The following is a 23,727-nucleotide window of genomic DNA, read 5'->3' on the forward strand; positions in this document are numbered from 1 at the left end:
GAAGGTAACATTTTTTTAAAATAAACCCAGTTTAAGCAACAATCAGGGACAAAACAGACTATTGCATGACAAATTTCACTGTCGCTATTTGCCCCACGTCATCCATCACCAGCAATTGATAATCGCCTTTATCCGTCAAATGCAGGGTCACGTTGCGCCCACGTTCAGTTAACGGTTCGCCGTTCAGAAACCACCAGCGTTCACCTGCCCCTCCACTTGATTGCAACGGCAAAGTCGCTTCCGCTGCGCCCGGTAAACGTTTAATAATCGCGCCATCGCGCACACCTGTTAGCTGCAGCGGGAGTTGTGCATCGTGACCGTATGGCGGGCAAATTGTCGAGGCCGGTGGCAAGCGCACAGCGCGACGTTCTGATGCGGGCAGCCAGGGTTCCAGCGGTAGCGGCCAGACATTTATCATTTCTTGTCGCGCCTGAGGGCAATCAGCGGCAACACGTTTGCCGTTTTCATCCAGCCAGATGGGGAAACGAATGCCATTAATGCCTTCCTGCTCCGGCAGTAATAGAGTTGGCGGCTGGCTCCCGTCCAGCAGCCAGGTTGCCAGGCGGCGGCGACAGTTACCGTCACCTTCCGGCAAAGACTGTCCGCCCGGCCAGCAGATAACGCCACGACTTACAGAGTAAGGACGTGGGTCTTCCGGCAAATTCACACTGCGCGACAGTAAGATATTATTAACCTGATTCAACAGCGGTACGGCACTGGCAAAGCCAAACTGACCAACAACGGGCGTGCCGTCCGGTCTGCCAGTCCAGATCCCAATGACATAGCGAGCGTTAACCCCAATCGCCCAGGCATCACGATAGCCATAGCTGGTGCCCGTTTTCCATGCCAGTGGGGCGACGCGCGGCAAGTCACCATCCGGCAAGGGTTGCGCTTCATCAGCCATAATCCGGCGAATGATCCACGCAGCCCCCGACGACATTAAAGGCCGTTCAAACAGCGGATCGTCAGGCTGTAAGCGCAATTTGCCTGCCTTGCCGTGGCGAGCAAACGCGGTATACGCTGCCGCCATATCTTCCAGTTTTGCGCCAGCGCCGCCGAGAATGAGCGAAAGATTCGGCGCAGCACCGTTGGGCAGATACAACGGCAATCCAACATTGCGTAACTTTGCCGCAAACCGTTTCGGTCCATAGGCTTCCAGCACCTGCACAGCAGGTAAGTTCAGCGATCGCACCAGCGCCTCACTCATGCTGATCGGGCCATGAAAACCGCTGTCAAAGTTGCCAGGTCGGTAATCACCGGTGCGTCGGGGGACGTCTTGCAACAGCGATGCCGGGTGGATCAAGCCTTCATCCAGCGCCAGACCGTAAACAAACGGTTTGAGCACCGATCCTGGCGATCGGATCGCATTGACCATATCAACATGACCAAAGCGTGAATCATCGTTGAGATCAACCGAACCCACCCAGCCGCGAACACGCATATCGGTATGATCAACCACGATCATCGCCAGTGAGCTGCGCGGTGGTAATCGTCCTTTCCAGTTTTGCGCCAGTTCTTCCAGACGTCGTTGAAGACCGGCATCCAGCGTAGTAACGATTTTGTCGCTTTTGCTTTTACCGAGCATCATGCGCGAAAACAGCGGTGCCAGTTGCGGCATTTGTCGGGGTGCCAGCCAGATGGGTTCTTCCCTTGACTCTTTTACCCGCTCACGGGACCACACACCTTGCACGGCCATCCGTTCGAGCACTTTATTACGCGCGGCTTCGGCACGCTCCGGCCAACGATCCGGGCGAAGACGGCTGGGCGCTTGCGGCAAAACCGCCAGCATTGCCGCCTCGGAATAGCTTAAATTCGCAGGCGATTTCCCGAGGTAAGCCCAACTTGCCGCACCAATCCCCTGCAACGTACCGCCAAACGGGGCACGGTTAAGATACAAGGTCAGAATTTCACGCTTAGACAGATGCCATTCCAGTTGCAACGCGCGCCAGAGCTGGCGAATTTTGCCGCCAAACGTTTTGGGATGAGGATCAAGCAGGCGCGCCACCTGCATGGTGAGCGTGCTGCCGCCGGAAATGACCCGACCCGACGTGAGATCTTGCCAGGCTGCACGCGCCACCGAGAACGGATTCACCCCCGGATGCTTCCAGAACCAGCGATCTTCATAATTGATCAGCGCTTCAAGGTAACGTGGAGAAACATCTTCGATTGTTACCGGATAACGCCAGATGCCGTCAGCATCGGCGAAACGCCAGAGTGGCGTACCATCCTGCGCCACCACCACGCGTGCAGGATTCACTTCTTGCAATGGCAGAGGCCAGAGTTTATCTGCTGCCCATGCTGCCAGAATGATGATAAAAGGCGCGGCTGCCAGCATTATCCAGCAGCCGCGTTTGGTTAACAGGCGAGGCATTTACGGTCTGACTATCAACAGATCGTCAGCCGCACCAGTCGCCCGCCATTGAGGAACATACATTGATTCCACCATAGGCTGCGGCACCTGATACGTTCCCGGCGTCACCGCCCGCGCCAGATACACCAGCGTTACCGGTTGATATTCATCAACGGCAACCGCCGCCACAAAGCGATCGTCACGGAACTCTATGTGCTTAATGCTCGCCTGCTGCATCTGGTTCAGCAAGTTCTGCACTTCACCACCACTTTGCTCCAGGCTGGCGCTGCCGTTCGCCAGATTCTGGTTTTCCAGTTCCAGCCCCGCAGACAACAGATCCACGACTAACGCATCCGGTACACTGTTACTGGCTTTAACCTGCAACCACACCAGCACCAGATCGCCGCTACGTAACGAGTCCAGCGATTTGCTCTTACCGTCAGTACCCAGAATATGACGCTCAATTTGCAGCACATTGCTCGCCGGTAAAGGTGCGGATTGCGGATAACCGCTGGCATCCACACGCAGCCATAACGGCTGATCGCCACTGTTGGTCACCTGCAAGGTGGCAAGTTGATCGCTATTCAGATTGCTGGTTTGCGCTTTCTCGCCTGTCAGCGGCTCAGCAGAGAAAGTGGTTTGCGCCTGCCATTTGCCCGGTAAATCCTGAAGAGTACGGGCAGCCAGGAACAACGCGTTACTTTCCTGCGTCGATAGCCAGCGTTCACCGAACGCCTGCTGCGAAAGTGTGTTCAACAGGGAGTACTGCTCATCGGGTAGCAGTTTGTTCTCTTCCAGCAATGAGAGCATCAACGCGCTGTCGCGCAGTGGACTACCGTAATCACCCAGCCATATCCGCTCATCACTATTACGCGGCGTTTTCAGCGCCAGCACAATCGCTTCTTCACCACGCATTGCATCACCCATGGTTTTCAGCGCAACGCCAAGTTGCAGCAGCGGTAAACCAGAAGCGGCATCTGCACGATGCTCCCAGATTTCACGCAGCGCACCCAGTGGTGCTTTTTGCTGACGGGCCAACACCAGCGCAGCGTAAGACTGTACGGCGAATTTACTGGCTTTGAGATTATCAGCGTACGGGATCGATATCATGCCCGGATCTTGTAAATAGCGCAGCAGACGCTCATTACCCCGGTTAATGGCGTCTGTCGGCACGCTGTAACCCTGTTCGCCTGCGCGGACCAGGAAATCCATCACGTAAGCCGTCAGCCAGTACTCTTCGTCACCGTTTTTATCCCACAGCGCAAAGCCGCCGTTATCACGTTGCATTTGCAGCAAACGGGAAATGCCGATATCGACCGATGCACGGCGTTTCTCATCACTGTCGCCTTTGATGCCCAACGCCTGCAGTTGGGCTGCATTGGTATAAAGTGACGGGAACAGGCCGCTGGCGGTTTGCTCGAGACAGCCGTACGGATACGCTTTTAACTCTTTGATATAACGTGCGATGTTCAGCGGTGGTTTGCCGCTCAACAACAATTGCCCTTCCAGCGTAACAGGCGAGAAGTTTTGCAATCCATCAGCCGGGAGCGCCCAGGTTTCACCAGGCTGTAACGCCGTACCGTAATTGACCGTTTGTGCCGGGAATGCCGGACGGACGCCGATTGTCCACTGCTTATGCTGATCGGCAACGGTTTCCCCCGGTAACGCTAACCCGCTAATGGTGGCCTGAATGTCTCCATCGCCATAACCCGGCAATGCTCGCACTGGTATAAACAGCGTAGTACGCACACCTGGCGCTAATTCAACGGCTGCGGGTGAATCGCTGACCAGTTCAAGCAAACCACTGGCGGTCAGGGCAACGTTCAGTTTTTGCGGTTTATCGGTAAGATTAGTGATATCCAGCGTCAGACGCGAGGTATCGCCACTCGCCATAAAGCGTGGCATGTTCAGTTCAGCAATCACCGGTGCGGCAACTATCACTTTGCTTTCGTTGCTACCGAAGTCATCTGCCGTCCAGGCTTGCGCCATGACGCGCAATTCACCGTTAAAATCACCAATCGGCAGTGTAACCGAGCCTTCACCCTGTTCGTTGAGCGTTACCGGCAGCGCCTGCTGCGCGACAATATTGACGTGATTGACCGGCGGTTTACCACCACGTTTCAGCTCATCACCATCGCCACCAAAACGCAGAGCTGCCAGACGCCCCTGACCTTCAATGACCTGACCGTAAATATCGTAAATGTCTGCACCATAGCGTTTCTGACCAAAGAACGCCTGCCACGGATCGGGGGTAACGTAATCAGTAATATTCAGCACACCGCTATCAACGGCAGACACCAGCACATTCACCTGTTTTGGCATCTCACCATTTTTATTGCTGGCTTTAATTTTCACGGTTAATGGCTGATTGGGGCGCATTTTGGTGGGGGTTTCCAGCGCCAGATCGAGACGACGGTTTTCATCGCCAAGCGGCAGATGCAACACCCCAACTGCGCGTTTTGGCGTCGCGGAGCGAGATTTATCGCCAGGACGTACCACCAGCGTACTTAAATACAAATCATGACGATTCCAGGTTTTATCGACCGGAATCGTCAGATCCAGCCCTTGAGCCGGAACATCAATCTCTTGCCACCACAGCGGCCCTTCACTGGACTCGACCATCGCATAACCTTTACCCGCCGTTGGCGCGGCAATATGCAACTTAATGGTATCGCCAGGGCGATAACTGGCTTTATCCAGTTTCAGCGTGACACGGTCGGGTCGCACGGCACCGCTCCCGTCGCTGTTGTCCTGCCAGCTATAGCCAGCCCAGAAACGCACACTACTGACCGCTTCATTCGGCGCTTTAACTTCCAGACGATAAGCGCCCCACTCTACCGGGAAACTGACCTTACCGGTTTCGTCCGCTTTCAGATCCAGAGTTTGTTCATTTTCGATCAGATCTTTTTGCTCAAACTGTGACTGCCAGCCTTCATATTCCGACCAGTTCCAGTAGTAATCGCGGCGTTCGCGAATCAGGCGCACCTGCAAGCCCGATACGGCTTTTTTCACGCCTTGCGCATCGCTATAAACGATGTCAAAAGCGGCGTTACTGCCTTCATCAACAATGGGCTGTTTCACCGTGCTGTCGGTGCGATAATCGTAAACCGATTTCGAGGCGAACTGCGGACGGATCCCCGGCAATGCATCAGCAGGCCAGATAGCCTGCTCAGCGCGGCGCGTCACCGGGCGACCGCCCGATTCCAACAAACTACCCTGGAAAATAACCTGTAATGGGGAATGCGTTTCCTTCCACTGGCTTTCTGTAGAAACTTCGCCACGCCCTTTATCATCCAGCGTCAACTGAACTTCATCCAGCGTGCGGGAAAGATTTTCGGCAGCTATATCGCCGAATTCGAAACCAGGTAAGGCTGACACAGCTTCACGCAGTGGGCGCAGGAAAAGTTGCCCTTGCAAAGTATTACCATTAGCAGGCGCACCATACAGGTAGTACCCCACCACGGAGAATCTCACTTCATCTTTCGGCGTTAGCGGGGTTTTCTCACCGGTCAGATTCAGCGCCATGCGCTCTGGCATAAAATCTTCGACGTGGAAATCCCACATCCGATACTGGTTATCGCCCGTGTTAGCGCGAATATGCCACATACCGGTTGCCGCATTGCTATCGAGTGGCCAGGTAAAGTGGTAGAGGCCATTCTCCGGCTGACTAACGACGCTCCTGAGTACCTGCCCGTCGGGTTTAATCACGTCTAACTTGATGGGTTGATCGGGCAATGCTTTACCATCTGCATCACGCAATAAACCATTGAGGATGACTGTTTCACCAGGGCGATAAAGATCGCGCGGGCCAAACATGAAAAACTGTTTGCTATAGCCTGGCGCGCCAGCAATGTTAAATTCTGCTAAGTCCAGCGCCGGAAGTTTTAAATCGAGTAGCGTTGTCTGACCGTCTTTACGCGCCAACAGTAATGCCGCGTTTTTATCATTTTCCAGCTGCACATGCCCCTGGGCATCACTGGTTGCCTGAGTCAGAGTCTGCCCTTTCTCATTTAATAAAGAGACTTCAATTCCTTGCTGGGCTGCGCCGTTTTCCAGACTTTGGGTAAAGATATCCAGACGATTGTGATAACGGTGAGCTGAAACGCCAATATCACTTAACGTAAACAGCGTCGCGGGATTACTGTAATCGTAACGTCCAGCCTGATTCATCACAGCCAGATACACGCCCGCCTGCTGAAGCGGTTTGATATCGCCCAGCGGCAGCAATAATTTTTCACGGGTGTTACGCGCAGGATTGAGATCAAACCGTCCGGTGTAGACCAGATCCGCCATCTGCAGCAGTTTATCTGACTGCCAGTTCGCCAGCGAATTGCGGTATTCCCACTGGCTAATGAAAGCGGGCAGTGATTCTGGTTTCACACGGAAGAAGTTAACATCGACATTGTTAACGTTAAGCGCCATTACCGGCAGCCCTTCAACGACCTTACCAGGAAGCAACGAACCACGACTGGCAAAACCGACGCTGGGTTGGATATCGCGGGTAGTTATAGTTTTTTCGTCATCTTTACTAAAGGTTGCGTTATTGAGCGCTTTGACCTCCTTGCCAATAGTGACGATCAAATCACGTTTCGGTTCGAGGTGGCGTAAACGCAACTCTTTAAGATTATCTGACAGCTCCCAGGCACCATCCACTTTGCCGCTTTTCTTATCGACGACATGGATAACGCGTGAGAATTCCTGATCCGGGTCGAGAGGGATGGAGAATGTCAGCACCAGCGTGGCTGCGCCATCAAGTTGAACTTCAGAGAGATCCAGCAATGTCAGCGCCTTACCGGCACTCTGTTGGGCCAGTTTTTGTCGCTCTGGCGCGGAAAGTTTTGCTGAACTCACGTTTTCTGAAGAGGCCGCTTTAGTAACTTCAGAAGGCGCATCTTTTTTCACCGCTGTTGGCGCGTTATCGTTGTTGTCGCACCCTGCCAGCGCCAGCATTAGCATGCAGGCGGCTACGCGTAACTTTTTCATTTTTCATCCCTGCCACAATGGCCCGTTAGCAACGTCGAATAATTATTATGCGTGAGAATTTACGTTATGTAATTCAGTATCACGCCCATACAATCCGAATTTTAGTGAGAATTGTGGCTCAGACAGCCAAATCAGCCTCTTTTGCTTGTCGCCTTTCACTAAACATCCGACAATTTAGCCTAACCCCGGCAAAAATGGAGATGCCTATGTCCACGACATGGTTTGTAGGAGCCGACTGGCTCGCCGAACATATTGATGACCCGGAAATTCAGATTATCGATGCCCGCATGGCGTCGCCTGGACAGGAAGATCGTAACGTTGCTCAGGAGTATCTGAATGGACATATTCCCGGCGCAGTGTTTTTTGATATAGAAGCGCTTTCTGATCACACTTCCCCGCTTCCGCACATGCTGCCGCGCCCGGAAACGTTCGCCGTGGCGATGCGTGAATTAGGCGTTAACCAGGATAAGCACCTGATTGTCTATGACGAAGGTAATCTTTTCTCAGCCCCACGAGCATGGTGGATGCTGCGCACCTTTGGTGTAGAGAAAGTGTCGATTCTGGGTGGTGGACTTGCAGGCTGGCAGCGTGATGATCTGCTATTAGAAGAAGGCGCAGTAGAGCTGCCGGAAGGAGAGTTTAACGCCGCGTTTAATCCTGAAGCCGTGGTGAAAGTAACCGATGTGTTATTGGCAAGCCATGAAAATACGGCGCAAATTATCGATGCCCGCCCGGCTGCACGTTTTAACGCAGAAGTTGATGAACCTCGCCCAGGTTTACGTCGCGGACATATTCCCGGTGCACTAAATGTTCCGTGGACGGAACTGGTGCGCGAAGGTGAACTAAAAACGACCGATGAACTGGATGCGATATTTTTTGGTCGCGGCGTAAGTTATGACAAACCTATTATCGTCAGCTGCGGCTCTGGTGTAACGGCAGCCGTGGTTTTGTTGGCACTCGCGACACTTGATGTGCCAAACGTGAAACTGTACGACGGCGCATGGAGTGAATGGGGCGCACGAGCAGATTTACCAGTTGAGCCAGAGAAATAAGCTTTTAACAGGCAATAAAAAACCGCCGAATCTGGCGGTTTTTTATTGCTGGTCTGGTTCGCGGCCTTTCCAGCAGATTGGCTTGTGTTGCATGAGCAACGCAGGTGCTTCACAGCAAAGCAATACTCGCCAGTAACTCTCTTTTTGTCAAGCGAAAGAGAGTAATCATTGTTTATTTAGCGTATTATCGACACCGGCCCTTTCCGCCGTGTTCGGTAATAAAATAACCTGGCTTATTAGTCCGAATTCAGAAAAATATAAACAAATCCTGCTCAAAATTAAAAATACTAACCGGTAAAAGATATTACTTAAACATGTAAATTCACTTTCCTTTAAAAAACAAAAAACCGCCAAAATCAGGCGGTTATTTGTTGCTGGTTTGGTTCGCGGCCTTTCCAGCAGATTGTATTACCGTAGTAATGCAAGCGCGTCTCAGCGGACACAATACTCGCCAGTAACTCTCTTTTTGTCAAGTAAAAGAGAGTTATTATTGTTCTGTTAGTGTATTATCCACTGCGGACCTTTCCGCCGTCTCGCAAGCGGGCGCTGGCTTAAGGAAAGGATGTTCCGCGACCGTTAGAGCAAGCGCGTCTCAGCGCTTGCTATCGCGGCAATATCGCCAGTGGTGCTGTCGTGATGCGGTCTTCGCATGGACCGCACAATGAAGATACGGTGCTTTTGTATCGTACTTATTGTTTCTGGTGCGCTGTTAAGCGAGGTAAATAATAACCGGAGTCTCTCCGGCAACAATTTACTGGCGGTTAACAACCTTCAGAGCAGCAAGTAAGCCCGAATGCCGCCCTTTGGGGCGGCATATTTTAGATTATCCGGTTCTGTTTAAAGTCACGCAAAAAACCACCCCAGCGACGTTCATAGAATGGCGCAATATGTTCGGTAATAAAGTGGCTAATTCCTTTTTCCCCTTTTTTCACCTGACAAATATCGATGGGTTCATCGCCAGGTAATGTATCGGTCGCTACACTTCCCGCCGCCTGAATAATTTCTTCGATATCACCATCGGCTTCAATGCCAATAAGTAAATTAGGCTGTGCCTCTTCGTTCTCTTTAATTGAACAAATAAAAGCACGCTTCACCGGCTTAATGGTTTTAAATAAGGTGGTGAGTGAATCAATCATTTGTGCTGGTGGCTCTGCGACTTCCGATAATATCAGCGATTCACCGCCTTCCAGTACTTCCTGGCTGCTCAGCGGATTTCCTTCTTCACCAATCAGCAAACTGATTTCACGCGGCATAAATTCTTTACCGGTTGGCAGTTTGGCATTAAGGAAGAGCGTTTCGCCAAGGGTCATCTCAAACAATGTGCGAACGGGCATTACGACAAATGCCTGTTCGTCTTCAACCGCCTGTTGAAGTGCTTCTAACGAGGTAAAAAAAGGAATGACGCTGGTGCAGTCTTCTTTTTCCCAGTGCTGTAAATCAAGCGCGCTATCTTCAACCACAGCCTCGCCCTGCGCCGCCGTACCCGGCACCCAGACGGTGGATTCCAGTAGAGTACGGAAAAAGGCCGGGCGGTGCGCCGGTTCGGTTGCTGCTTTTTCCAGCAGGTCTTCAAGTTCGTTTTTTGTTTCGGACATAAGAACCACAATTCATTCAACGTTCGGGGCACAAGTGCCTGATGCGCTACGCTTATCAGGCCTACAAGGGAATCTCAATCTATTGGATTTTCGCAATTTTGTAGGCCAAATAAGACGTTTACGCCGTTAACAGATTAGCAATCGTGCGCACACCTAGCCCGGTCGCGCCCGCAGACCACTGTTCAACCGGCGCTTTACGGTAAGTCGCCGAGCAGTCGATATGCAGCCAGCCTTGCTGATAGTTCTCAACAAAGTGCGACAGGAAGCCCGCCGCCGTGCTTGCACCTGCCGGATACGCCGCGCTTCCGGTATTGTTCAGTTCGGCAAAGTTAGACGGCAGCTGGCTGCGGTGGAACTCCGCCAGCGGCAGACGCCAGAATGGTTCATTCTCCTGCGCGGCACTCGCCAGCAAGCGAGCGGCAAGCGCATCGTCAAAACTGAACAGCGCGTGATAATCATTACCCAGCGCGGTTTTCGCCGCCCCGGTGAGGGTCGCCGCATCAATGATCAGTTCCGGTTTCTGCGCACTGGCATCAATCAGGCCATCGGCCAGCACCAGACGCCCTTCCGCATCGGTGTTCATCACTTCAACTTTTTTACCGTTGCGATAGGTAATGATATCGCCCAGCTTGAACGCATTGCCGCTGATCAGGTTATCCGCACAGCAGAGGAACAGCTTCACGCGCTTGTTCAGTCCGCGCGTAATGGCAAACGCCAGCGCTCCGGTAACCGTTGCCGCGCCGCCCATGTCCGACTTCATCGAGTCCATAAATGCGGTCTGTTTGATACTGTAGCCGCCGGAATCAAAGGTGATGCCTTTACCAACCAGGCACGCGTACACTGGCGCTTCTTTATCGCCTGTTGGGTTGTAATCCAGCGCCAGCAATACCGGGGAACGTTCTGAACCGCGCCCGACCGTGTGCAGCCCCATATAACCTTGATCACGCAGATCTTCGCCTTTGGTGATCCGGTAAGTCACACGATCGCCCGCGACATTGCTGATCAGATCAACAGCACGCTGTGCCAGTTGCGATGGCCCCAGTTCTTCCGCCGGTGCGTTGATGGTGTCACGCACCCAGTCGATGATCATCAGGCGGTTATCCAGTTCCTGCCGTTGGGCATCGTCCAGATCCGGCCACTCCACTTTACGTGTGCCTTTCGGGGCTTTGTAACCTTGCCAGAATGCCCAGCAGCGATCCGCATCCCAGTCTTCACCGCTTAACTGAACATGCTTGATGCCCAGACCGTCAATCTTGCGCGCCGCACGCTGGATCAGCCCCAGATCGTCTGTCCCGTTCAAATGCAGGGTAATGCCATCATTATTAATGCTGTAAGTCGCTTTTTCTCCCCAGCGCGCGTCGGCAGGTTGGGTAGAAAGGGTAATTTTCATCGCTTCTGTCATTTTAGTTATCCTTATTCGTTTAACAGCAAAACGGGCTACCCCCAGGCAGCCCGTTCATTCACTCGGCTTCGTCCAGCCAGACTAACAAAATCGCTTCGAGGATTTTCTCGTTGGATGCCTGCGGGTCGTCGTCGAAATCTTCCAGATCGCAAATCCACTGATGCATATCGGTGAATCGAACCGTTTTCGGATCAAGATCGGGATACGCATCGTACAGTGCTTCGCCAATTTCGCGGCTATCGGTCCACTTAAGTCCCATACTAACCTCTGTTAATGCTCACGCGCATGGTTGATAGTGTAACGCGGGATTTCGACCACTAAATCTTCGTCGGTAACGCGCGCCTGGCAGCTTAAACGGCTTTCCGGCTCCAGTCCCCAGGCTTTGTCCAGCATGTCGTCTTCCTGCTCTGAGCTTTCCGGCAGCGAGTCAAAACCTTCGCGAACGATGCAGTGGCAGGTGGTGCAAGCACAGGATTTTTCACAGGCGTGTTCAATCTCGATACCGTTACGCAGCGCAACGTCGAGAATGGTTTCACCACTATTCGCTTCCAGAACAGCGCCATCAGGGCAGAGATCCTGATGAGGCAAAATAACAATCTTTGGCATATTAAACCTCGTCCACGGAATGGCCTTTCAGCGCACGACGAACCGACTGGTCCATGCGGCGAGCGGCGAAATCCTGGGTTTGTTTGTCTACGTTTTTAATCGCTTGTTCGATGGCGTCAACATCATCGCCCTGCGCCACTTCACTCAGGTGAGCGGCAGCATCGTCAATGACCTGACGCTCTGCGGTGCTTAACAGCGCGGCATCAGCAGCCAGCGCGCCGTGCAGGCTTTCCAGCACACGCGCCGCTTCTACTTTTTGTTCTGCCAGCATTCGGGCTTTTACGTCCTGCTCGGCATAGCTCATTGAGTCTTTGATCATCGAAGCGATTTCGCTATCGGTCAGACCGTAAGACGGTTTGACCTGAATAGACGCCTCAACGCCGGTGGATTTCTCCATCGCCGTCACGCTCAAAAGACCGTCGGCATCGACCTGGAACGTCACGCGAATATGCGCGCCGCCAGCCGGTAGCGCCGGAATACCACGCAGCGCAAAACGCGCCAGCGAGCGGCAGTCCTGCACCAGTTCGCGCTCACCCTGCATTACATGGATAGACATCGCCGTCTGACCATCTTTAAAGGTGGTGAAATCCTGAGCGCGCGCCACCGGAATAGTGGTATTACGCGGAATCACTTTCTCCACCAGGCCGCCCATCGTTTCGAGGCCCAGCGACAGCGGGATCACATCCAGCAACAGCATTTCGCTGTCCGGCTTGTTACCCACCAGAATATCCGCCTGAATCGCCGCGCCAATAGCGACGACTTTATCCGGGTCGATAGAAGTCAGCGGTGGACGACCGAAAAATTCGCCTACTCGTTCACGCACCAGCGGCACGCGAGTAGAACCGCCAACCATCACCACTTCCAGCACTTCATCAGCTTCTACGCCAGCGTCTTTCAGCGCGCGACGACAAGCCAGTAAGGTTCGTTTTACCAGTGGCGCGATCAGTTCATTGAATTGTTCACGGCTGATTTCGCCCTGCCAGCCCGCAACGTTAACGGTCACGGAGTCCGCATCGCTCAGCGCGATTTTGGCTGCAATGGCGGTATCCAGCAGTTCACGCTGAACGCGGTTATCGCTACGATCAGGAATGCCCGCCTTCTCGCGAATGTAATCCGCCAGCAGATGGTCGAAATCATCGCCGCCGAGCGCGGAATCACCGCCGGTTGCCAGCACTTCAAACACGCCGCGACTTAAGCGCAGAATGGAAATATCAAACGTCCCGCCACCGAGGTCATAAACGGCGATCACGCCTTCCTGACCGGAATCCAGCCCGTAGGCGATAGCCGCAGCGGTCGGTTCGTTAAGTAAGCGCAGAACATGTAACCCCGCCAGACGCGCCGCGTCTTTGGTGCCCTGACGTTGGGCATCGTCAAAGTACGCCGGAACGGTGATAACTACACCATCCAGCTCGCCTGCCAGGGCTTCAGTTGCCCGCGCCGCCAGTGCTTTGAGGATGTCCGCAGAAACGCGCACCGGGTTCAGCAGCCCCGCCGCCGTTTCAATCATCGGCAGGCCGTTTTCGCTAGCCTGGAATTGATAAGGCAGATGCGGATAGCGTTGCTGGATATCAGCCAGCGAGCGCCCCATCAGGCGTTTAACAGAACTAATGGTGTTGGCGGTGTCAAGCGCTGCGTTAGTACGCGCGTCATAACCCACCGAATGCCCTTGCTGTTGATAGTGAACAACAGACGGCAGCAGGTGACGGCCTTCATGGTCGGCTAACGTTTCGGCCTGACCGCTGCGCACTGTCGCCACCAGCGAGTTGGTTGTGCCCAGGTCAATACCGGCCGCCAGACGACGCTGATGCGGCGCAGCACTCAAACCAGGTTCACTAATTTGTAATAAGGCCATGTTTAGCTTCCAGAAATTAAAAATCGAGCAGTTTTTCTTCGAGTTGTTCGGCACTGCTTCGCAGTTTATCGAGAAAACGCAGCTTACGCACGGTATCCGCCGCCGCGTCCCACGTCTCGTTGTCTAACTGTTCAACCATCAACTGATGGCGGGTATCAAACATCTTTTTCACACGTTTGATAAAGCTTTCCAGCCGCGCTTCATCTTTCGCCTGTTCGATCTCGTCCAGTTCTTCGCGCAGTTCCAGCTGTTCCATCAGGAACGCGGTGTCGCGCACAGTATGCTGCTCGCTGGCGAGATCAAAACCGTGCAAAGAAAGCAAATATTCCGCGCGCATTAACGGATGACGCAGCGTTTGCCAGGCCTGGTTAATGGTTGCAGATTGCTGTACGGCGGCGAGTTGTTCCGCCTGGCTTCCGCTGGCGAATTTATCAGGATGATACTGACGTTGTAGATCCTGAAAACGCAGGCTCAGCGCCTGGGTATCGAGTTGATAACGGGCAGGCAAGCCAAAGAGGGTGAAGTAATCCATAACATTCTCAGGGCTGCGATCCGCCGCGATAACGGCGAATCAGGTAAAACAAACCCCACGCGCAGGCGACCACGGTGGGGTTATCGGTATGCGCATCAAACGTGGAAGCTTTCGCCGCAACCACACTCATCTTTAACGTTCGGGTTGGTGAATTTAAACCCTTCGTTCAGGCCTTCTTTTACGAAGTCCAGCTGCGTACCGTCCAGAAATTGCAGGCTTTTGCCATCGACCACGACTTTCACGCCTTTGTCTTCAAACACGATGTCTTCCGGCGTCGGTTCGTCAACAAATTCCAGTACATAAGCCATACCTGAACATCCGGAGGTTCTCACGCCCAGACGCAGGCCAAACCCTTTGCCGCGGTTAGCCAGAAAGGTATTTACTCGCGCTGCTGCACTGTCGCTCAGTGTAATCGACATAACCAAACCTCAACTCTTATTTTGCTTCACGTTTGCTTTTATAGTCCGCAATGGCGGCTTTGATCGCGTCTTCTGCCAGAATAGAACAGTGAATTTTCACCGGCGGCAGTTCAAGTTCTTCAGCAATATCGGTGTTTTTGATCGCCTGCGCTTCGTCGAGAGACTTCCCTTTCACCCATTCGGTGACCAGGGAGCTGGAAGCGATAGCAGAACCGCAGCCGTAAGTTTTAAAACGCGCGTCTTCAATGATACCTTCATCGTTGACTTTAATCTGCAACTTCATCACGTCGCCACAGGCCGGTGCACCCACCATGCCGCTGCCGACGTTCTCGTCGTTGTTGTCAAAGGAACCCACGTTACGTGGATTCTCGTAATGGTCGATAACTTTTTCGCTGTAAGCCATTATAAATTCTCCTGATTCCGATACCGATTAATGATGTGCCCATTCGATGCTGTTCAGATCCACGCCCTGCTTGTACATTTCCCACAGCGGAGAAAGGTCACGCAGACGACCGATGGATTTACGAACTAACTCGATGGTGTAGTCGATCTCTTCTTCAGTAGTAAAACGACCTAAAGAGAAACGGATAGAGCTATGTGCCAGCTCGTCGTTCAGCCCCAGCGCGCGCAGCACGTAGGACGGTTCGAGGCTTGCTGACGTACAGGCGGAACCTGAAGAAACCGCGAGGTCTTTCAGCGCCATAATCAGCGACTCACCTTCAACGTAGTTGAAGCTGACGTTGAGAATGTTCGGCGCACCGTGTTCCAGGTCACCGTTCAGGTAAACTTCTTCGATATCTTTGATGCCGTTCCACAGACGGTTACGCAGGCCGCGCAGACGTTCCATCTCGGTCGCCATCTCTTCTTTTGCGATGCGATAGGCTTCGCCCATACCAACGATCTGGTGAACAGGCAGAGTGCCGGAACGCATACCGCGCTCGTGACCGCCGCCGTGCATTTGCGCTTCGATGCGTACGCGCGGTTTACGACGCACATACAGCGCACCGATACCTTTCGGGCCATAGATTTTGTGACCGGAGAATGACATCAGGTCAACTTTCAACTGGCTCAGGTCGATAGGCAGTTTGCCCACGCTCTGGGTTGCATCAACGTGATAGATAATGCCGCGAGCACGGCACATTTCGCCGATAGCCGCGATATCCTGCACCACGCCGATTTCGTTATTTACGTGCATGATGGAAACGAGGATGGTGTCGTCACGCATCGCTGCTTCCAGTTCTTTCAGGTCGATAATGCCATTACGCTGCGGTGCCAGGTAGGTGACTTCGAAACCTTCGCGCTCCAGTTGACGGCAGGTATCCAGTACCGCTTTGTGTTCGGTTTTACTGGTGATGATGTGCTTGCCTTTTTTCTGATAAAAGTTGGCTGCACCTTTGATCGCCAGGTTGTCAGATTCGGTTGCACCAGAGGTAAAGACGATTTCACGCGGGTCAGCGCCGACCAGATCGGCAATCTGATTACGGGCGATATCTACCGCTTCTTCAGCCTGCCAGCCGAAACGGTGAGAACGGGAGGCCGGGTTACCAAAGGTTCCGTCCATCGTCATAAACTGCATCATTTTCTCGGCAACACGCGGGTCCACCGGCGTGGTTGCGGAGTAGTCGAGATAAATCGGTAATTTCATTGCTCTATAAACTCCGTACATCACTCAATGCAAGGAACCAGGCTACCGGCTGGATGTACGACCGTGTTTACGGAGCGCGATACGCCCCGGCCTGATTCTGAATTCTTTTTATTAAGCGCGTAACTTAACGTCGATCGCGTCTTGTGTGCGGGTGCGTGGCGCGTCGTGAGTATGCTGACGACCAGACACATCCAGCACTTCCTGGTTATTAACCAGTTCGCCTAAAGTAATGTTGTTGAGAAAACCAGTGAGACGGTCGCTCAAATCACGCCACAGCGCGTGGGTCAGGCATTTATCGCCGCCCTGGCAGCCGCCTTTACCCTGACAACGGGTGGCATCTACAGATTCGTCAACGGCGCTAATCACTTCGCCAACGGCGATGCTGCTGGCATCTTTGCCTAACAGATAACCACCGCCTGGTCCACGTACGCTGGAAACCAGACCATTTTTACGCAGACGGGAAAACAGTTGTTCCAGATAAGAAAGGGAAATTCCCTGACGTTCGGAAATATCAGCCAACGGTACCGGGCCCGCTTCAGAGTTGAGCGCAACGTCAAGCATTGCGGTCACGGCATAGCGCCCTTTAGATGTCAGTCTCATGTCTTACTTCACCTCAAACTCGCCCCTGCCCGGGGTTTTTTATTGTAAAAGTGGGGGTATTGCATAGCAGGGTCAAGTCTGACATTCCCGAGTAAATTGGTCAACTATTTACTTGACTGATTTAGTCGGGTATTTAACCTTCAGTGCCATTTTTTATCGTGGCGTTTGTACCTGTTGTCGGATGCGGTGTGAACACCTTATCCGACCTGGGATTCCGTGCACTTACAGGCCTGATAAGACGCGTTAAGCATCGCATCAGGCAACCACTGTTATTCGGCCTTGTTACCTTTATTCTGCTGCTCAATAGAAGCCAGAATCCCGCGCAGGATATTCAATTCCTGGCTTTCCGGGCGTGCACGGGTAAACAGACGACGCAATTTATTCATCACCTGCCCCGGATGGTTTTCACGAATAAAACCGGTTGCCAGCAGCGTTTGTTCCAGATGACCATAAAAACGCTCCAGATCATCGACCAGCGGATACGGCGTCTCTTCATGCTCGGCCTGCTCACCATTTTCCTGAGTTGCCAGCCAGGCCATGCGCACTTCATAGGCAATAACCTGAACCGCCATCGCCAGATTCAGCGAACTGTATTCCGGGTTAGCGGCAATCGCGACATGATAATGGCATTTCTGCAACTCTTCATTGGTCAAGCCGACGCGCTCGCGACCAAAAACCAGCGCCACCGGGGTATTTGCCGCTTCAGCGACGCTTTTCAGACCGCATTCGCGCGGGTCGAGCATCGGCCACGGCAGCGTGCGGGAGCGTGCGCTGGTGCCCACCACCAGGCTACAACCGGCTAACGCTTCGTCGAGCGTATCGACGATGTGAGCATTACCAATCACATCGCTGGCCCCTGCTGCCAGGGCAATCGCCTGGGAGTCAGGTTTCACCAGTGGATTAACCAGCCACAGATTGGTTAATCCCATTGTTTTCATGGCACGGGCAACAGACCCCATATTGCCGGTGTGTGACGTCTCCACCAGCACAATTCGAATATTTTGCAGCATTGTCTTTCTTCATCTAAAGATTATTCACGCATCTTATCATAAAACGAAGACAGATGCCGATCTCGCTGCTATACTCTGCGCCGTTTTCCCGTTCTTTAACATCCAGTGAGAGAGACCGATGCATCCGATGCTGAACATCGCCGTGCGCGCAGCGCGCAAGGCGGGTAATTTAATTGCCAAAAACTATGAAACCCCGGACGCTGTAGAAGCGAGCCAGAAAGGCAGTAACGACTTCGTGACCAACGTAGATAAAGCTGCCGAAGCGGTGATTATCGACACGATTCGTAAATCTTACCCACAGCACACCATCATCACCGAAGAAAGCGGTGAACTTGAAGGTACTGATCAGGATGTTCAATGGGTTATCGATCCACTGGATGGCACTACCAACTTTATCAAACGTCTGCCGCACTTCGCGGTATCTATCGCCGTTCGTATCAAAGGCCGCACTGAAGTTGCTGTGGTTTACGATCCTATGCGTAACGAACTGTTCACCGCCACTCGCGGTCAGGGCGCACAGCTGAACGGCTACCGTCTGCGCGGCAGCACCGCTCGCGATCTCGACGGTACTATTCTGGCGACCGGCTTCCCGTTCAAAGCAAAACAGTACGCCACCACCTACATCAACATCGTCGGCAAACTGTTCAACGAATGTGCAGACTTCCGTCGTACCGGTTCTGCGGCGCTGGATCTGGCTTACGTTGCTGCGGGTCGCGTTGACGGTTTCTTTGAAATCGGTCTGCGTCCGTGGGATTTCGCGGCAGGCGAGCTGCTGGTTCGTGAAGCGGGCGGCATCGTCAGCGACTTCACCGGTGGTCATAACTACATGCTGACCGGTAACATCGTTGCTGGTAACCCACGCGTTGTTAAAGCCATGCTGGCGAACATGCGTGACGAGTTAAGCGACGCCCTGAAGCGTTAATGACTCTGGCGGGTGATGTCACTCACCCGCCCTCGTCTTTCAGGCGCTATTCCGAAATACTTCCTCACCGCTTTACTTTCTTTCGCCACTCTCCCACCATCTTTCCCCGATTAATGGATGATAAAGAAGTCGCAAGGAAAGGTTATGGCGCTGCCAGTGAACAAACGCGTTCTCAAAATTCTGTTTATTCTCTTTGTTGTTGCCTTCTGCATTTATTTAATACCGCGCATCGCCATCAATTTTTTCTATTACCCTGACGACAAAATCTACGGCCCCGATCCCTGGTCAGCCGAATCAGTAGAATTCACCGCTAAAGATGGCACTCGCCTACATGGTTGGTTTATCCCTTCTGCAACTGGCCCCGCTGAAAAGGCCATTGCCACCATTATTCATGCTCACGGCAATGCCGGAAATATGTCCGCCCACTGGCCGCTGGTCAGTTGGTTACCCGAGCGTAATTTCAACGTTTTTATGTTTGATTATCGCGGGTTTGGTAAATCAAAAGGCACGCCGTCCCAGGCCGGATTGCTGGACGATACGCAAAGTGCCATCAATGTGGTGCGCCATCGCAGTGATGTAAACCCACAACGGCTGGTGCTGTTCGGGCAGAGTATTGGCGGGGCGAATATTTTGGATGTTATTGGTCAGGGTGATCGTGAAGGCATACGTGCGGTGATCCTCGACTCCACATTTGCCTCTTATGCGACCATCGCCAACCAGATGATCCCCGGCAGTGGCTACTTACTTGATGAGAGTTACAGCGGCGAAAATTACATCGCCAGCGTCAGCCCGATCCCGCTTTTACTGATTCACGGTAAAGCTGATCACGTTATCCCATGGCAGCACAGCGAAAAGTTGTATAGCCTGGCAAAAGAGCCAAAACGGTTGATCCTAATCCCGGATGGCGAACACATTGATGCTTTTTCCGATCGTCACGGCGATGTTTATCGCGAACAGATGGTGGATTTTATCCTTAGCGCGTTGAATCCGCAGAACTAACCCATGATCGCTAGCACGATAATCATTCACAAAACCACCTTAAGACATGCTAATCCACTGGTCAGAACAGTTTAAGATGAGAAAAATTCTGTGACGCTTGCCAACATTTCTGATGATTAGCATTCCCTTCGCCATTTCCCTGAGCAAACTTTAGCTATTCTTATCAATTATGCTTATGGGAGATCTACAGATGATGCCTACGCTTGCTCCACCATCTGTCCTTTCGGCTCCCCAGCGCCGCTGCCAGATCTTGCTGACGCTCTTTCAGCCGGGGTTGACCGCCACCACGGCAACTTTCAGCGAGCTTAATGGTGTGGATGATGATATTGCCAGTCTTGATATCAGCGAAACAGGACGGGAGATCCTGCGCTATCATCAACTCACACTGACTACTGGTTATGACGGTAGCTACCGGGTTGAAGGTACAGTGCTTAACCAACGTTTGTGTTTATTTCACTGGCTACGACGTGGTTTCCGTCTGTGTCCGTCATTTATTACCAGCCATTTCACCCCCGCCCTGAAGAGTGAACTGAAGCGGCGCGGAATTGCGCGTAACTTTTACGACGATACCAATCTACAAGCGTTAGTGAATCTCTGCTCCCGACGGCTGCAAAAACGCTTTGAAACGCGCGATATTCATTTCCTGTGTCTGTATCTGCAATATTGTTTGCTGCAACACCACGCTGGAATTACGCCTCAGTTTAATCCGCTCCAACGTCGCTGGGCGGAATCCTGCCTTGAATTTCAGGTAGCGCAGGAAATTGGACGCCACTGGCAGCGTCGGGCGCTCCAGCCTGTACCGCCTGATGAGCCACTGTTTATGGCATTACTTTTTTCCATGTTGCGGGTTCCCGATCCACTGCGGGATGCGCATCAGCGGGACAGACAACTGCGTAAGTCTATCAAACGTCTGGTAAACCATTTTCGTGAGCTGGGAAATGTTCGTTTTTATGATGAACAGGGGTTATGCGATCAGCTTTATACCCACCTCGCCCAGGCGTTAAATCGCAGTTTGTTTGCCATCGGTATTGATAACACCCTGCCGGAAGAGTTCGCCCGCCTGTATCCACGCCTGGTGCGCACCACCCGCGCGGCGCTGGCCGGATTTGAAAGTGAATACGGCGTCCATCTTTCTGATGAGGAAAGCGGTCTGGTCGCGGTGATTTTCGGTGCCTGGCTAATGCAGGAAAACGACCTGCATGAGAAACAGATTATTCTACTGACCGGGAATGATAGCGAGCGAGAAGCGCAGATTGAGCAGCAGCTACGCGAACTAACGTTACTGCCGCTCAATATTAAACATATGTCGGTAAAGGCATTTTTGCAGACAGGCGCTCCGCGCAGCGCGGCACTGATTATTGCTCCTTATACCATGCCGTTACCGCTCTTTTCACCACCGCTGATCTATACGGACCTGACGTTGACAACACATCAACAGGAGCAGATCCGCAAAATGCTCGAATCAGCATGAGGGAACAACTTTCGGGCGCAAAAACATTGCCGGAAGCGCCACCAGCGCCATCACCCAGAACACGCCGTGGCCCAGATATTGATACAGGAAACCGGCGAAAACGGTCATGATCGCAATACTGCCGCCCATCGCGACGGCAGAGTAAACCGCCTGTAAACGGATGACTTCGCTACCCTGGCGAGCGGCAATATAGCGCATGGCGGCCAGGTGGCAGACCGTGAAGGTGCCGCAATGCAGAATTTGCACCACTATCAACCACGGCATCGCCGTCGTTGCTCCCATAATGCCCCAGCGCACTACGCCGCAAATCGCCGAGATCAACAGCATATCGCGTGCACTACAACGGCGGAAAAGTTTATTACTCAGCGCAAAGATAATGACTTCCGCCACCACGCCCAGCGACCACAAATAGCCCACCGCCGAGGCCGAGTAGCCAGCGGCCTGCCAGTAAATGGCGCTAAAACCGTAATAGGCCGCATGCGCCCCCTGCAATAAACAAACGCAGGCCAGAAAGCGCCAGTTCTGGCGAACCAGCGCCAACCACGCAGACCAACCGGTGCTCTCCTGCTGGCGGCTTGCCCCTTGTGGCTGAATCGTCGGACGGATGAGAAAGCCGAGCAGCATGGATGCCACGCCCAACGTTAACAGCGCGAGGATCACCCGATAATCAAACATAGTGACCAGTTTACCCGTCAACGCCGAGCCAATGACAAACGCCACCGAGCCCCACAATCGTACTTTGCCGTAATCAAGCGGGAACTGCTTTTGCCACGTATTCGCCAGTGCATCGGTCAACGGTACCAGCGGTGAGAAAAAGAGGTTAAAGCCAATCATCACCAGCATCAGCCACGCTACGTGCGCCCCCGCCCAGAAGGCGACAGCAAAGAGAAGTGTCAGCAGTGCCAGCACGCGCAAGGCGGAAATCAGGCGGGAAGGATCGCTGACGCGGGGCGCGATGAGCAAACTCCCGAGAAAACGGGCAACCAGACCTGCCCCCAATAACAGGCCGATGGTTTCTGGCGTTAAACCAATCCCCTTAAGCCAGACGCTCCAGAAAGGTAGAAAAATGCCGTAACTAAAAAAGTATGTGAAATAGCCGAGCGCCAACCAGCGCGTGGATTGCAAAACCATGAGTCCCTCCCGTCAGGAGGCGTTAGTCTGGGGTTAATCGAATGTTGGTGCAAGTTGAAAAATAAGAATATTCGAGCCTGCTTCCCGATGTCTGTAACACCAGTTCACAAGCACTAAAAAACTGCGATCCGCGACGCATGTTGCAAAAATAATGCGTAATTATGCCGTTACGCTTGCCAAACGTTCCTGCACAATGGCGATGAAATCGCGTAATGCCGGCTTCATCTCCCCTTTCTTCCACGCCATCAGTAAAGCAATGGAAGGCACATTTCCGGCAATGGGTCGAAATACCACCTGGCCGGTATTAAAATTATTCATATAACCGGGTATCAAAGTGACGCCCAGCCCCATCCCCACCAGATTCATGGTCACCAGAATATTCGTTGCCACCTGGACGATATTTGGCTGGCTGTTTTCTTGCGCAAACCACGCTTTAACGATCGGCGCAAGCGAACCGGAATACGCCGGATCAGTACTGACGAAATTCACACCATCCAGTTGCGCGGCAGTGATCTCTTTTTCATGTGCTAAAGGGTGATCAACCGGTAACACCACCACTAATGGTTCGTCAAAAAGCTCCAGATAATCAATCTCCGGGCTATAAACAGGATGGCGCATTAAGCCGACGTCGAGTTCACCACGGCGAATTTTTTCTTCCTGTTCCGTGGTGATTAAACTCACCAGCTCAATTAAGGTGTCTGGCTGTCTGAGACGAAACATCGGTAATACTTTTGGCAGTAAATTCACTTCCGCCGATGGCACAAAGCCAATGGTTAATTGTCTGTCTTCCTGAACAATTTTCCGCGCCCGTAATTTGGCATTTTCCGCTTGTTCGAGGATTGCCAGCGCGTCCTGGAGAAAACATTCTCCCGCCGCCGTCAACGCGACTTTGCGCTTATCCCTCACCAGCAACGGAACACCGACACAGTTTTCAAGATCGCGGATCTGGCTGCTTAACGAAGGCTGTGAGGTATGCAGTTTTTCCGCCGCACGGGTAAAGTTCAGTGCCTGCGCCACTGCGACGAAATAGCGTAAATGCCGTAGTTCCATCACCTTCCCCTTGTTATCGAAAAAACGTCTCAGCTGGTAGAAATTAACTATTTCACATATCAGCAACCAACCAGCAACATCCTTATGACACAAAAATAGAAGGTCAAT

20 protein-coding genes are annotated in these 23,727 nt (G+C 52.7%); 5 read left to right on the top strand and 15 right to left on the bottom strand.

Annotated elements, in window-relative coordinates; genetic code table 11:
* Window positions 1-58: 58 nt before the first annotated feature.
* Entirely contained in the window at window positions 59-2,371 is a 2,313-nt protein-coding gene (gene pbpC / locus ACJHWT_RS05105) for a peptidoglycan glycosyltransferase PbpC (protein WP_001137634.1), read from the bottom strand.
* Window positions 2,372-7,333: an alpha2-macroglobulin gene (gene yfhM, locus ACJHWT_RS05110; RefSeq protein WP_000736364.1), complete on the bottom strand. Its 4,962-nt coding sequence runs from the start codon at window positions 7,331-7,333 to the stop codon at window positions 2,372-2,374. It abuts the gene before it with no gap.
* Between the two features lie 206 nt (window positions 7,334-7,539).
* Here yfhM and sseA point away from each other — a divergent pair, with 206 nt between their 5' ends.
* On the top strand, window positions 7,540-8,385 hold the full coding sequence (gene sseA, locus ACJHWT_RS05115; protein ID WP_000108624.1) for a 3-mercaptopyruvate sulfurtransferase: 846 nt from the start codon (window positions 7,540-7,542) through the stop codon (window positions 8,383-8,385).
* Window positions 8,386-9,046: 661 nt separating this feature from the next.
* On the top strand, window positions 9,047-9,172 hold the full coding sequence (gene timP / locus ACJHWT_RS05120) for a small toxic inner membrane protein TimP (RefSeq protein WP_242815226.1): 126 nt from the start codon (window positions 9,047-9,049) through the stop codon (window positions 9,170-9,172).
* 31 nt (window positions 9,173-9,203) lie between these two features.
* On the opposite strand, the gene sseB is transcribed toward timP, so the two are convergent.
* From sseB to trmJ, 11 genes are all read right to left on the bottom strand, one after another.
* Window positions 9,204-9,980, bottom strand: coding sequence for an enhanced serine sensitivity protein SseB (gene sseB / locus ACJHWT_RS05125; protein WP_001317984.1), 777 nt, complete (start codon window positions 9,978-9,980; stop codon window positions 9,204-9,206).
* A gap of 118 nt (window positions 9,981-10,098) precedes the next feature.
* Complete coding sequence (pepB, locus tag ACJHWT_RS05130) at window positions 10,099-11,382, bottom strand: aminopeptidase PepB (RefSeq protein WP_000133604.1); 1,284 nt, start codon at window positions 11,380-11,382, stop codon at window positions 10,099-10,101.
* A 58-nt stretch (window positions 11,383-11,440) separates the two neighbouring features.
* The gene (iscX, locus tag ACJHWT_RS05135) at window positions 11,441-11,641 is read right to left on the bottom strand and encodes a Fe-S cluster assembly protein IscX (RefSeq protein WP_000523616.1); all 201 of its coding nucleotides are present in this window, start codon (window positions 11,639-11,641) and stop codon (window positions 11,441-11,443) included.
* An 11-nt stretch (window positions 11,642-11,652) separates the two neighbouring features.
* Window positions 11,653-11,988 (bottom strand): ISC system 2Fe-2S type ferredoxin, encoded by a 336-nt coding sequence (gene fdx, locus ACJHWT_RS05140; protein ID WP_001124471.1) that lies wholly within the window; start codon window positions 11,986-11,988, stop codon window positions 11,653-11,655.
* A 1-nt stretch (window position 11,989) separates the two neighbouring features.
* Window positions 11,990-13,840 carry a Fe-S protein assembly chaperone HscA gene (gene hscA / locus ACJHWT_RS05145; protein WP_001196594.1) on the bottom strand — a complete coding sequence of 617 codons (1,851 nt, stop codon included), beginning with the start codon at window positions 13,838-13,840 and terminating at the stop codon, window positions 11,990-11,992.
* Between the two features lie 16 nt (window positions 13,841-13,856).
* The gene (gene hscB, locus ACJHWT_RS05150; RefSeq protein ID WP_000384413.1) at window positions 13,857-14,372 is read right to left on the bottom strand and encodes a co-chaperone HscB; all 516 of its coding nucleotides are present in this window, start codon (window positions 14,370-14,372) and stop codon (window positions 13,857-13,859) included.
* Between the two features lie 95 nt (window positions 14,373-14,467).
* A complete protein-coding gene (gene iscA, locus ACJHWT_RS05155) occupies window positions 14,468-14,791 on the bottom strand; it encodes an iron-sulfur cluster assembly protein IscA (RefSeq protein WP_000028953.1) in 324 nt (107 codons plus the stop codon).
* A gap of 16 nt (window positions 14,792-14,807) precedes the next feature.
* Complete coding sequence (gene iscU / locus ACJHWT_RS05160) at window positions 14,808-15,194, bottom strand: Fe-S cluster assembly scaffold IscU (RefSeq protein ID WP_000331707.1); 387 nt, start codon at window positions 15,192-15,194, stop codon at window positions 14,808-14,810.
* A 27-nt stretch (window positions 15,195-15,221) separates the two neighbouring features.
* Window positions 15,222-16,436: a cysteine desulfurase gene (iscS, locus tag ACJHWT_RS05165; RefSeq protein ID WP_001295373.1), complete on the bottom strand. Its 1,215-nt coding sequence runs from the start codon at window positions 16,434-16,436 to the stop codon at window positions 15,222-15,224.
* A gap of 111 nt (window positions 16,437-16,547) precedes the next feature.
* Window positions 16,548-17,036, bottom strand: a complete 489-nt coding sequence (iscR, locus tag ACJHWT_RS05170; RefSeq protein WP_001241357.1) for a Fe-S cluster assembly transcriptional regulator IscR — start codon at window positions 17,034-17,036, stop codon at window positions 16,548-16,550.
* A gap of 269 nt (window positions 17,037-17,305) precedes the next feature.
* Window positions 17,306-18,046, bottom strand: coding sequence for a tRNA (cytosine(32)/uridine(32)-2'-O)-methyltransferase TrmJ (gene trmJ / locus ACJHWT_RS05175; RefSeq protein ID WP_000940011.1), 741 nt, complete (start codon window positions 18,044-18,046; stop codon window positions 17,306-17,308).
* Window positions 18,047-18,164: 118 nt separating this feature from the next.
* On the opposite strand from trmJ, the gene suhB reads away from it, so the two are divergent.
* From suhB to csiE, 3 genes are all read left to right on the top strand, one after another.
* The gene (gene suhB / locus ACJHWT_RS05180) at window positions 18,165-18,968 is read left to right on the top strand and encodes an inositol-1-monophosphatase (RefSeq protein WP_000553451.1); all 804 of its coding nucleotides are present in this window, start codon (window positions 18,165-18,167) and stop codon (window positions 18,966-18,968) included.
* 144 nt (window positions 18,969-19,112) lie between these two features.
* Window positions 19,113-19,967, top strand: a complete 855-nt coding sequence (locus tag ACJHWT_RS05185) for an alpha/beta hydrolase (protein WP_001308852.1) — start codon at window positions 19,113-19,115, stop codon at window positions 19,965-19,967.
* A 190-nt stretch (window positions 19,968-20,157) separates the two neighbouring features.
* Window positions 20,158-21,438 carry a stationary phase inducible protein CsiE gene (gene csiE, locus ACJHWT_RS05190; protein WP_000983018.1) on the top strand — a complete coding sequence of 427 codons (1,281 nt, stop codon included), beginning with the start codon at window positions 20,158-20,160 and terminating at the stop codon, window positions 21,436-21,438.
* Here csiE and ACJHWT_RS05195 read toward each other — a convergent pair.
* Window positions 21,430-22,569 (bottom strand): 3-phenylpropionate MFS transporter, encoded by a 1,140-nt coding sequence (locus ACJHWT_RS05195; RefSeq protein ID WP_000244196.1) that lies wholly within the window; start codon window positions 22,567-22,569, stop codon window positions 21,430-21,432. The genes csiE and ACJHWT_RS05195 overlap by 9 nt on opposite strands.
* A gap of 159 nt (window positions 22,570-22,728) precedes the next feature.
* The gene (gene hcaR, locus ACJHWT_RS05200) at window positions 22,729-23,619 is read right to left on the bottom strand and encodes a DNA-binding transcriptional regulator HcaR (RefSeq protein ID WP_000423251.1); all 891 of its coding nucleotides are present in this window, start codon (window positions 23,617-23,619) and stop codon (window positions 22,729-22,731) included.
* Window positions 23,620-23,727: the final 108 nt, after the last annotated feature.

Source organism: Escherichia sp. WS338, from assembly GCF_046486405.1.
Classification (GTDB): Bacteria; Pseudomonadota; Gammaproteobacteria; order Enterobacterales; family Enterobacteriaceae; genus Escherichia; species Escherichia coli.

Coding starts and splice junctions, on each gene's coding strand:
- pbpC (WP_001137634.1), bottom strand. CDS start 2,371: ATGCCTCGCCTGTTAACCAAACGCGGCTGCTGGATAATGCTGGCAGCC.
- yfhM (WP_000736364.1), bottom strand. CDS start 7,333: ATGAAAAAGTTACGCGTAGCCGCCTGCATGCTAATGCTGGCGCTGGCA.
- sseA (WP_000108624.1), top strand. CDS start 7,540: ATGTCCACGACATGGTTTGTAGGAGCCGACTGGCTCGCCGAACATATT.
- timP (WP_242815226.1), top strand. CDS start 9,047: ATGAAGATACGGTGCTTTTGTATCGTACTTATTGTTTCTGGTGCGCTG.
- sseB (WP_001317984.1), bottom strand. CDS start 9,980: ATGTCCGAAACAAAAAACGAACTTGAAGACCTGCTGGAAAAAGCAGCA.
- pepB (WP_000133604.1), bottom strand. CDS start 11,382: ATGACAGAAGCGATGAAAATTACCCTTTCTACCCAACCTGCCGACGCG.
- iscX (WP_000523616.1), bottom strand. CDS start 11,641: ATGGGACTTAAGTGGACCGATAGCCGCGAAATTGGCGAAGCACTGTAC.
- fdx (WP_001124471.1), bottom strand. CDS start 11,988: ATGCCAAAGATTGTTATTTTGCCTCATCAGGATCTCTGCCCTGATGGC.
- hscA (WP_001196594.1), bottom strand. CDS start 13,840: ATGGCCTTATTACAAATTAGTGAACCTGGTTTGAGTGCTGCGCCGCAT.
- hscB (WP_000384413.1), bottom strand. CDS start 14,372: ATGGATTACTTCACCCTCTTTGGCTTGCCTGCCCGTTATCAACTCGAT.
- iscA (WP_000028953.1), bottom strand. CDS start 14,791: ATGTCGATTACACTGAGCGACAGTGCAGCAGCGCGAGTAAATACCTTT.
- iscU (WP_000331707.1), bottom strand. CDS start 15,194: ATGGCTTACAGCGAAAAAGTTATCGACCATTACGAGAATCCACGTAAC.
- iscS (WP_001295373.1), bottom strand. CDS start 16,436: ATGAAATTACCGATTTATCTCGACTACTCCGCAACCACGCCGGTGGAC.
- iscR (WP_001241357.1), bottom strand. CDS start 17,036: ATGAGACTGACATCTAAAGGGCGCTATGCCGTGACCGCAATGCTTGAC.
- trmJ (WP_000940011.1), bottom strand. CDS start 18,046: ATGCTGCAAAATATTCGAATTGTGCTGGTGGAGACGTCACACACCGGC.
- suhB (WP_000553451.1), top strand. CDS start 18,165: ATGCATCCGATGCTGAACATCGCCGTGCGCGCAGCGCGCAAGGCGGGT.
- ACJHWT_RS05185 (WP_001308852.1), top strand. CDS start 19,113: ATGGCGCTGCCAGTGAACAAACGCGTTCTCAAAATTCTGTTTATTCTC.
- csiE (WP_000983018.1), top strand. CDS start 20,158: ATGATGCCTACGCTTGCTCCACCATCTGTCCTTTCGGCTCCCCAGCGC.
- ACJHWT_RS05195 (WP_000244196.1), bottom strand. CDS start 22,569: ATGGTTTTGCAATCCACGCGCTGGTTGGCGCTCGGCTATTTCACATAC.
- hcaR (WP_000423251.1), bottom strand. CDS start 23,619: ATGGAACTACGGCATTTACGCTATTTCGTCGCAGTGGCGCAGGCACTG.